Raw genomic sequence first — 9,860 nt, forward strand, 5'->3', positions numbered from 1 at the left:
TGTATTCATCGTCACGCCTCCAAGCGCCACTTGAGTTTCACGCCGCCAGTCTCGTTGAGATCGAGCGCGGGAATTGCCGAGAGAAGGCGCCGGGTGTAGGCCTCCTTCGGCATGTCGAAGATTGTGTTGCGGTCACCTTCCTCGATGATCCTGCCGTCCTGCATGACGATGACGCGATCAGCGACCTGTTCAACGACGCCGAGATCGTGGCTGATAAACAGGCAGGAGAAGCCATATCGTTTCTGCAAATCGGAAAAGAGCGAGAGCACCTGCGCGCGAACGGTCACGTCCAGCGCCGAAACGGGCTCGTCGGCAATGAGGAAGCGTGGTCGTCGCGCAATCGCTCTGGCAATGGCCACTCTCTGCCGCTGTCCGCCCGAAAGTTCATGCGGATAGCGAAGGGCGAATTCGGCGTCGAGACCAACTTCTTCCAACGTTTCGTAGGCGCGCTTCATCTTCGCCACCCGGTCTATTCCGGGAACGAGACGCAGGGCCTCCTCGACAAGAGCAAGGATTGTCATCCGAGGATCAAGTGAGGAATAGGGGTCCTGAAATACCATCTGGCAATTGAGACGATAATCGCGCCAGTCCTGATCACGCGTTCGGCCCTGGAAGAAAACCTCGCCCTCGGTTTCCTTGACGAGTCCGGCGATGGTTCGCCCCAAGGTCGTCTTGCCGGAGCCTGAACCACCCACCAGAGCCACGACTTCGCCTGCATGAATGTCAATCGAGACACCGTGCAGTGCGCGTTTTGGCTCGCCCTTCTTGAGAAACGATTTCCGTCCAGGATAATCCACGACGATGTTGCGGGCCGAAATCATCGGTGCGGATGTCATATCGATAGGCCTGACTTCACCGCGCACGGGCAAGGATGACAGAAGCTTGCGCGTGTAAGGGTGCTGGGGGAGTTCCAGTATCTGCTCAGTCGTACCGGCTTCAACGATAGAGCCCTTTTCCATAACGACGATCCGGTCTGTGTAGCGGGCCACCATCGGTAGGTCGTGGCTGATGAGAATTACCGCCGTGCCTTCTGCCTTCGTCAGTTCCACCATCAGTTCCATGACATCGCGCTGAATGACGGCATCCAGCGCCGTCGTTGGCTCATCGGCAATCAGCAATGCCGGTTTCAAAAGCATGACGGATGCCAGCATGATGCGTTGGCGCATGCCGCCGGAGAACTCATGTGGATAGGTCGTCAGTGCTCGCTCAGGATCGCGTATGCCGACACGTTGCAGCATGGAGAGAATTTTCTCGCGCCTCGTGGAGGCTTGATCCTGCGTGTGCAGAGCCAGCCCCTCCTCCAGTTGCCGTCCAATGGTCATTGACGGGTTGAGCGAGGTCATGGGCTCCTGAAAAACTAGTCCGATCTCCGCACCACGAAGCGTGCGCAAATCCTTGTCACTGATGGTGGTGATGTCGCGGCCCTTGAAGATGACTCTGCCTGCCGTCTTGCGGATAACGGGCGGCAGCAGAGAAACAATCGCCCTCGTCGCGAGCGATTTTCCCGAACCGCTTTCGCCGACGATGCCGAAGATTTCACCCGGCGCAACATCGAAGCTGACATCCTTCACCACGCAAACATCACGGCGGACGATTTCCAGCGAAAGATTGCGGACGCTGAGAAGCTTTCCTTCAGTCATTTCAAACCTCTCATGCGTGGGTCGAGTTTGTCGCGCAGAGCATCTCCGAGAAGGTTGATGCCAAGCAATGTGAGTGCGATGCAGAGGCCAGGAAATAGTCCGAGCCAAACGGCCTGTTCGATGAATGGGCGACCTGCGGCCAGCATGTTGCCCCACGTGGGTGCCGGGGGTGGCACGCCAAGGCCGAGGAAACTCAAGGCACTTTCTGAAAGAATGGCCCAGCCGAACATCGAGGTTGCGAGTACGGTAATTGGGGCAAGGCAATTAGGCAGGATGTGTCTGAACATCGTGAAGATTTCGCCATTCCCCATCATGCGGGACGCTTCAACGAATTCGCGCTCCCGCAATGACAGGACTGCTCCCCGAACGACACGCGCCATCGATGGTGTATAGGCGATGCCCAGAGCGAAGATGATGCCATATTGATTTGCGCCGAACACGGCGAGAAGTCCGAGTGCCAGCAGAATGCCGGGAAATGCCAGCAGTGCATTGTTCACGGCCATGATTAGGCCATCGATCCAGCCACGGGCATAGCCGCTGATCAGACCGATCAATGTACCAGCGACAACCGCGAAACCGACAGTAAGGCATCCGATCCAGACACTTGCACGTGCGCCTACCATAAGGCGGCTGAGCACATCTCGCCCGAATTCATCAGTGCCGAGGAGATGGAGTGAGCCGGGAGCAGCCAGTTTTGCCGTGAAGCTCAGCTTCATGGGATCGAAAGGCGTCCAGAAGAGGCTCAGGCCTGCGACGATGAGCAGAGCAGCGATGAGAACGCCGCCGATCAGGCCATTGAGAGAAACGTGTTTCATTCGGCCACCACGCGAGGATCAAAGAGTGGGTAAAGGAGATCGACAATCAGATTGACGATCACATAGGACATGGCGACGAAGAGGAGGCAGCCTTGAATTACGGGGTAATCGCGCTGGAAGATGCTATCGACCATCAGCCGACCAAGGCCCGGAATGGTGAACACCGTTTCGATGACGGCGATACCGCCAAGCAAATTCCCAAGGATCAGGCCGATCATCGTCCATGTTGGACCGAAGGCATTCTTGAAAGCGTGTTTCCATAGAACCGCCTGCTCCGAAAGTCCTTTGGCGCGGGCATGGGTGATGTAGTCCAGCCGCAGTACTTCCAGCGTGGAGGCACGGGCCATGCGGATCAGAACCCCAGCCTCATGGATGACGAGCGTCATTATGGGCAGGACCAGATACAGTAGACCGGACACGAAATTATCCGAGAGGGACACATATCCCAACACCGGCAGCCAGCCGAGCTTCAGCCCGAAGAAAAGGAGCAAAAGCAATCCAAGCCAGAAGGTCGGGATCGAAAGCAGCACTGTCGCCGTGCCGATCAGTACGAGGTCCGTCGCGCTGTTCTGGCGCCAGGCCGCGATCACACCGGCAGGCACTGCGATTAGGCTGGCCAGAATAACTGCGACGACGACGATCTCGGCCGAAACCATGAAGCGCGAAACAACCAGCGGTAGCACCGGCTCCTTGTTGACGATGGACTGGCCGAAATCGCCGCTCAGCACATTGCCCGCCCAAACAACGAATTGCTGAGGCAGTGACGTATCGAGACCAAGCTCTGTGCGCATCTCGGCGATCTGATCCGGTGTCGCCATGTCTCCCAGCATCAGAGCTGCCGGATCACCTGGGATGAATCGAATAAGAGCGAAGACTGTGATTGCGACGATCACCAATGTCGGGATCGCCATCAGCAATCGATGGATTATGAATCTTATCATCGGTTCCCCTGAACACGATTGTCGGGACCGGATCTACAAAGTCACCGGGTGTTATGCGTGAAACTATGACGGATCAAAAAAATGAGCGCAATATTATGCATTAACCTCATAGGCTAATGCATTATTTGCAGACGCAGGCGCGCGCAGCGATTGATCCCTAGCGTGTCGTCTACTCGTTGGATTGATGCTTTTGTGAGATTTCTATCTGGCGCTTGAGGGCGTCCATCAACGCTTTCGCTGCCAGAGAGGCAGACGTGCCAGAGGGGGTAGCGAGCGCAAATTCCTGCTTGGTGACCGGAACGAATGGACGCTGCACGATGGGAAGGTTTCGGTAGAGATTGGCAAAAAAGCTGCTCAATATGGCAACTCCCAGACCGTGAGCCACGTAGGAGCAGGCCGAACTGTTGGTATGAGTTTCGATTTTCACGTTCTGCCTCACGGCTTCTCGCGTAAAGGTCTGATCGAGCAGCATACGTGTCGGCCTTTGTCGACCGATGAGAATGAGCGGCACCCCACGCAGGTCCCGTGCACCAATTTCCTTCATCGACGCCAGTTCGTGACCTTCGGGCAGAACGCAAACGCTGGTGCCTGATGCAACGATTTCCATATCGATCCCAGGCAATGCGGGATGTTCATTGCGCAGAAAGCCGAAATCAATGACCTTCTGCTCAACCAGCCGCGCGATGTTGGATGTCGTTTCGAAAAAGGTTTCGATCCGGACCGAAGGATAATCACGCACGAATTCCTTCATCATCGCGGGCGCGAAATTCTCCCACATGCTGCTGGGAAGCCCTACCCGCACCAGTTCGGGCCCTTTCGCACCACTGCGGAGATCTTCCGCCAGTCCCGAAAACCTGTTCAATCCAAGCAGGATCGTTTCGGCATCTCGCGCCAGAATACTGGCTTCAGGCGTTGGAATTAGTCTGCCCTTATCCCGATCAAAAAGCCTCAGTTCCAAATCGGTCTCTAACTGCTGAAGAAGACGGCTTACGCCAGACTGGCTGAGCCCCATGCTCTTGGCGGTAGCGATGGTCGACCCTGTCGCGAGCAGGGTTTTCAGAACCTCGAGCTGTCTGAAATTTATCATGCCGTCGCCACTCCCTCGCCCGCCGATACGTAAATGCTTAAGCCCATTCCCGGATGTAGTTCAAGAACGGCAGAGCGATTTTCGGAAGCGGGGAAAGCTCGGAACTGACGATGGCGTAATCGACGGAGATTGTCGGTTCAAGCGGAACGAATGCCAGTGGCAAGGCCTGATATTCAAGCGCCAGCAATTCGCTGACGATTGCGATGCCCAGCCCTTCTGCCGCAAGTGTGCAGCCGCAACCAACGGAATGCGCTTCGATTGCCGGGCGGCGTCGAAGCCCTGCACGATAGAAGATCGCTTCCAGCTCATGACGGACTGCCCGCTCCCGGTTCAGAAGAATCAGATTCTCGGTCTTCAACTGTTCGACGTTGATCTTCTCCCGACCGGCAAGCGGATGGCTCTTACGGAGAACACAAATATTACGCGTCGGCATGACGTGCTCTTCGCGAATTCCCGGCGTCGGCGACGGCAGGCGCGTGAAACCAAGATCGACCGCCCCTTCCGCTACCATCCGTTCTATTGCAAGATAATTCCCAGAGGCAATTTCGATTCTGACGGGACCTGCTTCGGCCAGAAATCTCTTGATCAGACGCGGCACAAGCGTTGCGGAAAGGCTCGCAGGAAATGCTATCCTCAACGGGATTTCCGTCGAGCGTCCCTCTTCCAGTTCCTGCGCCGTTATTTTCAGGGCCGTAAGCTTGTCCGCAATGGCGCGGATTTCCGGTCCCAGCTTCGAACCCTCACGTGTCATGGAGAGCCGGTTCTTATCCCGGTCGAACAACCGAACACCGAGATAAACTTCCAACTGGTGCAGAAGCCGGCTGGTATTGGATTGAGAAATACCGAGATCAACGGCAGCGGCAATGGTTGAGCCTGTGGCCGCAATCGCGTCGAAGGCCTGAATATGCTTGATGCTGATCTGGACGTCGCCCGACCTCTTCATTCTTGTTCTCCCGGATAACGTCACCCGTCATTTGCATAAGATTGCGCCGATAGACCTGCCCGTTCATCAATGCCGCTCCCTCTGAGATTTGCAAGGAAGCGCGTCAATGACAACCGTTCTCGAAAAGATTGCCGGCCAACTCGTTTCAAGAACATCATTTTCAGCCGTTGCAATAGAGCGGGCAGAAGACGCGATTGTAGATACAATCGGCTGCATGATTGCGGGCGTGATTGACGCTGCCCCACTGTCCGTGGCCGCCGCTTTTTGCGACGAGATCACCGAAAGCGGCTCATCGCTGGTTTTCACAGGGGGCCGCGCATCGCGCTCTATCGCTGCCCTCATCAACGGCACTGCCGCCCACTGCCTGGACTTCGATGACAATTTTCATCCCGCACGCGCGCACGCATCAGCAGTCCTCGTGCCAGCACTTCTCTCTGTCGCAACAAGCAGCAACGAGTTCTCGGGGCATATGCTGGTCAGAGCATATCTCGCTGGGCTTGAAGCACAGGCATCCATTGGCTTCGGCGTCATCCCCTCCCACTATAATCGGGGCTGGCACGGAACCTCGACAATCGGCGGCATAGGAGCCGCCGCAGGTGTGGCCGTCCTTCTCGGACTTGACGAAGCTCAGATAGCAAACGCAATGAGCCTCGCCACAAGCATGGCCTCAGGTCTAAAAGGACAATTTGGCACCGGAGCAAAACCCTTTCACGCAGGCATCGCGGCTCGAAATGCGGTCGAGGCCGCGTTGCTTGCCCAATCGGATTTGGGCGGCAGGCTCGATATCCTCGAACGCCCGCAAGGCTTCCTTGATCTCTTCGGAGGCAACGAGGCGACGGGGTGGGCAGACCTCTCATGGAACGAGGAGCACATCATCGAAACCCGCGGTCTGGTCACGAAACTCCACCCATGCTGCGCATCTACTCACAGAGCCATTGACGCGGCCTTGGACCTCCGAAGGAAGCATGGATTTTCGCTTGATGACATCGAACGGATCGAGACGAAAGTCGGAAGATCCGCATTTGACAACCTTCCATACGTCGATCCCTCCGATGAAATGCAGGCGAGATTTTCCATGCAGTATTGCTTGGCCGTCGCGCTTTCGGGCGGAGGATTGTCGCTTCGTGACTTCACTCCTCAAGCTGCAACCCGGCCTGGTTTGCGCGTCCATATGTCGAAGATCACGATGAATTCTTACAGCGCAGAAGAAGAGCGCGGCGTTGAGCGCCTACCGCATCAAGTCCATATCTCGTTAAAGGATGGGCGTAGGTTCTCCACCGAGCGACTTCACGCCAAGGGTTCTATAGCTGCGCCTTTGAATGACGGGCAGAAGCTTGCAAAATTTGAGGATTGCGTTCGGTGGGCAGGACTCTCCACGGTGCATATCACCCACTCCGAATTGAAGGCCATTTGCTCCGGAAAGAGCGTGAGGGCCGCCGGCGATGATATGTTGCAAGCATTTTTTAGATCGCCCTGAACTCGCATCATCGCCTGTACCTGCCCTTTTAAGGCACGAAGCGGAAATTATTGCCGCTCGCCTGCCCATTTGACTGATGCCCAAAGCCAGGGCACAAAGGTGGCATCCACGGTCGCTCGCGATGGGAAAACAGAGGGAATTTCCAGACTCTTCTTCTAAGCCTCTGAAATCATGTGAGAATCCAGGTTACCGAGCCATTTCTTCTTATCGCTGCCATATTGAAGTCATACGGGGCAGGTCCCGGCCAAGAGTTTTCGTAGGATGGAAACCCTGATTAAATCGACAGGACATACGGCCTGAGGACATCCACCGTTTCGGTTAGCCCGCATGCCTCCATCTCTAACAGTAACTGATCGGCGGACAGTTCCGGTTTTTAAATCTCAGTCGCATCCTTTGTATCGCTTGTACCGCCCTCCCCGTCCCCAGGGCTATGGTATCAGCGATAAAAGCATCGGCGGATTTTGCCTCAAGATTGAGAGGTTCCAGAATTGCCGAAGGAAAGTCCTTGAGATTCTCCGTTACTATTAAGTTCGCTTGCGTTTTCAGTGCCGCGGCAACGACGTGGGCGTCGCCCGGGTCCGGAAGTCTATCACACGACGGCAAATGTGCGGAGAAGTCGAGAACTGTGGCATCTTCGAATGCGCGTTCCATATATGATATCGCCTGAGCACTCTTTTCAGATGCATCGGCCGCCTCCCTGCCTACCAGCATCTTATGGATCGCGCCTCGTGTCTCGTCGAGAATGGGATGTGACCAACGGACGCGGAAGAATTCCTCTTCTGCCAGCGTTAGTAAGAGACTTCTCCGTAGTGTGTCGGCAAGCGTGCAGGCGTCTATGAGAGTGGTAAATCTGTTGGCGAACACGTTCTACAAAAGCTCCGCGTCCATTTTAGCCAGATCCGACAACGCGTTAGTCCGCTTCTCGTCCCGAGCTTTCTTGTATGCGAACAGATGTTCAGCCTGTATCCTTCGATGACGGCCTATCAGGGTGTGTTGGATTTCGCCCCTCTCAAGCAGAGTGATAATGAACGGCCGGGAGACGTCAAGGATGTCGGCAGCCTGCTGTGTCGTCAGCATTTGGCTTACCGAGACCAAGGCTACTGCATCGCCGCGACCGATATGTCGCAAGAGCTCCATGAGGAAGCCAAATACCGCTGGAGTAAGCGTAACCTTTACTGGCTCCCTCGTTGCATCATCCAAAAGCCGCAGCTTTGTACCCGTCGCATGTGCCGCGAGCACTTTGCGAAGCTGGTTTGCGCTGGCCTTTTCCCTGGCGGAAGGCAACCTTCCACCTAGTTCTTGCGCTGATGCTGGAATTGTCATGACTCGCTCTCCATGTTCGATAAATATAGATTATGACCTGAGCCCCTGAACTTCCTCCAGATTTTGGTAGAGTCCGTCGTATCAAGGATACGGACGGAATGAAGCATTCACGGTTCACGGACGAGCAGATCATCGGGATATTGAAAGAGCAGGAGAGCGGCATGCGGACGGCCGATGTCTGCCGCAAGCACGGGATATCCGAGGCGACCTTCTACAAATACAAGGCGAAGTTCGGCGGCATGGAGGTATCCGATGCCCGTAAGCTGAGCGCTCTGGAAGACGAGAACGCCAAGCTGAAGAAGCTGCTGGCTGAGAGCATGCTGGACAATGCCATTCTGAAGGATGTCGCTTCAAAAAAGTGGTGACGCCCGATGTGAAGTGGGATGCTGTGGCTCATGTCTGCAAACAACATGGGGTGAGCCAGCGTCGGGCGTGTGAGGTTCTGTCCGTTGATCGGTCGAGTGTGCGATATCGTAGCATTCGGCCGGATGACGCTGATATCCCTGAAGCAATGAAGCTGGTGGCGTCCGAGCGCCGTCGTTTCGGCTATCGCCGCATGCACGTCATGCTGGGTCGGCAGGGCATCATCATGAACCTGAAGAAACTGCGGCGTCTCTATCGCGAAGAGAAGCTGACGGTGCGCAAACGTGGTGGACGCAAACGGGCTTTGGGGACGAGACGCCCTCTGGCGCTGCCCTCGCGTGCCAACGAGCGCTGGAGCTTGGATTTCGCCAGCGACGCTTTCACAGATGGTCGTCGCTTTCGGGTTCTCGCTGTCGTCGACGACTTCACCCGCGAATGCCTGGCGCTGGTCGCCGATACGTCGCTCTCAGGCCGGCGGCTTGTGCGGGAACTCGATGCTGTCATCGCTCGACGAGGCAAGCCGCGAACAATTGTGTCCGACAACGGCACGGAGATGACCAGCATGGCCGTTCTGGAATGGTGCCAAAGCACGCATGTTGAATGGCATTATATCGCACCGGGCAAACCCATGCAGAACGGTTTCGTAGAAAGCTTCAACGGCAGCTTTCGTGACGAGTGCCTCAACGAAACACTGTTCTCGTCACTGACACAGGCGAGGATAGAAATCGCGGCATGGAAGGAGGACTACAATCGGAACAGACCGCATTCTTCACTGGGCAACATAACACCCAGCGAGTTCGCAATGAAAATGGCAATGGAAAAACAGGCCGCATGAGGCCAGATTGAAAACCCAAGACTCTCCCGAAAATCGGAGGGAAGATGGGTCTCAGGTCACCGATAACGCGGTTAAACCATTGCGCTAATAGTCCTGCCTCTAAGCGACCTTTTGAGGAAACCTGAACTCGATAAAGACCGGAATGGGGGGAGATGCTTCCACCGATGCTCCTGTGGTCTACACGCAACAATGAAGACGATGAGACGAAAAGCTGGCTTGTGCCATTCGGGCGTTCGGCCGGACAGGTCACGCTTTCAACCTCTGCGGAACCAACTCGCGGCCTTATGCAACGGCTTGGTCGCGTAGCTCATAACGGAGGTCGCTGGGCTTTGTTGCGTATTGCATTATTTGGTTGCGGGGGCAGGATTTGAACCTGCGGCCTTCAGGTTATGAGCCTGACGAGCTACCGGGCTGCTCCACCCCGCGTTGATTTTGA

At 55.8% G+C, this 9,860-nt stretch carries 9 protein-coding genes and 1 tRNA gene; 2 read left to right on the forward strand and 8 right to left on the reverse strand.

All coding sequences use genetic code 11. The features are described 5' to 3' along the window. Positions 1–11: 11 nt before the first annotated feature. The 5 genes from ACQZ5M_RS20755 to ACQZ5M_RS20775 all read right to left on the reverse strand — a co-directional run bounded on the left by ACQZ5M_RS20755 (position 12) and on the right by ACQZ5M_RS20775 (position 5,426). Positions 12–1,640: an ABC transporter ATP-binding protein gene (locus tag ACQZ5M_RS20755; RefSeq protein ID WP_449080764.1), complete on the reverse strand. Its 1,629-nt coding sequence runs from the start codon at positions 1,638–1,640 to the stop codon at positions 12–14. Next, a complete protein-coding gene (locus ACQZ5M_RS20760) occupies positions 1,637–2,455 on the reverse strand; it encodes an ABC transporter permease (protein ID WP_449080765.1) in 819 nt (272 codons plus the stop codon). The genes ACQZ5M_RS20755 and ACQZ5M_RS20760 overlap by 4 nt, the downstream gene beginning before the upstream one ends. Continuing rightward, positions 2,452–3,396 carry an ABC transporter permease gene (locus tag ACQZ5M_RS20765; protein ID WP_296020695.1) on the reverse strand — a complete coding sequence of 315 codons (945 nt, stop codon included), beginning with the start codon at positions 3,394–3,396 and terminating at the stop codon, positions 2,452–2,454. Before ACQZ5M_RS20765 ends, ACQZ5M_RS20760 begins: the two co-directional genes overlap by 4 nt. Before the next feature lie 169 nt (positions 3,397–3,565). Next, positions 3,566–4,480, reverse strand: coding sequence for a LysR family transcriptional regulator (locus ACQZ5M_RS20770; protein ID WP_113326611.1), 915 nt, complete (start codon positions 4,478–4,480; stop codon positions 3,566–3,568). Positions 4,481–4,520: 40 nt separating this feature from the next. Further along, positions 4,521–5,426 (reverse strand): LysR family transcriptional regulator, encoded by a 906-nt coding sequence (locus ACQZ5M_RS20775; protein WP_296020697.1) that lies wholly within the window; start codon positions 5,424–5,426, stop codon positions 4,521–4,523. A gap of 106 nt (positions 5,427–5,532) precedes the next feature. On the opposite strand from ACQZ5M_RS20775, the gene ACQZ5M_RS20780 reads away from it, so the two are divergent. Continuing rightward, a complete protein-coding gene (locus ACQZ5M_RS20780; RefSeq protein WP_296020699.1) occupies positions 5,533–6,903 on the forward strand; it encodes an MmgE/PrpD family protein in 1,371 nt (456 codons plus the stop codon). Positions 6,904–7,242: 339 nt separating this feature from the next. On the opposite strand, the gene ACQZ5M_RS20785 is transcribed toward ACQZ5M_RS20780, so the two are convergent. Together ACQZ5M_RS20785 and ACQZ5M_RS20790 are read right to left on the reverse strand one after the other, a co-directional pair. Next, positions 7,243–7,767: a PIN domain-containing protein gene (locus ACQZ5M_RS20785; RefSeq protein ID WP_449080766.1), complete on the reverse strand. Its 525-nt coding sequence runs from the start codon at positions 7,765–7,767 to the stop codon at positions 7,243–7,245. A gap of 3 nt (positions 7,768–7,770) precedes the next feature. Further along, positions 7,771–8,226: a helix-turn-helix domain-containing protein gene (locus ACQZ5M_RS20790; RefSeq protein WP_449080767.1), complete on the reverse strand. Its 456-nt coding sequence runs from the start codon at positions 8,224–8,226 to the stop codon at positions 7,771–7,773. A gap of 98 nt (positions 8,227–8,324) precedes the next feature. Here ACQZ5M_RS20790 and ACQZ5M_RS20795 point away from each other — a divergent pair. Next, positions 8,325–9,424, forward strand: a protein-coding gene (locus ACQZ5M_RS20795) for an IS3 family transposase (RefSeq protein ID WP_449080768.1) whose coding sequence is annotated in 2 segments (ribosomal slippage) — positions 8,325–8,577 and positions 8,577–9,424 — 1,101 coding nt in all. Because the reading frame shifts where the segments join, the coding sequence is not laid out codon by codon here. Positions 9,425–9,773: 349 nt separating this feature from the next. On the opposite strand, the gene ACQZ5M_RS20800 is transcribed toward ACQZ5M_RS20795, so the two are convergent. Beyond that, a tRNA-Met gene (locus tag ACQZ5M_RS20800) sits at positions 9,774–9,850 on the reverse strand. Between the last annotated feature and the right edge of the window lie 10 nt (positions 9,851–9,860).

The sequence above is a fragment of the Rhizobium sp. 22-785-1 genome, from assembly GCF_053521965.1.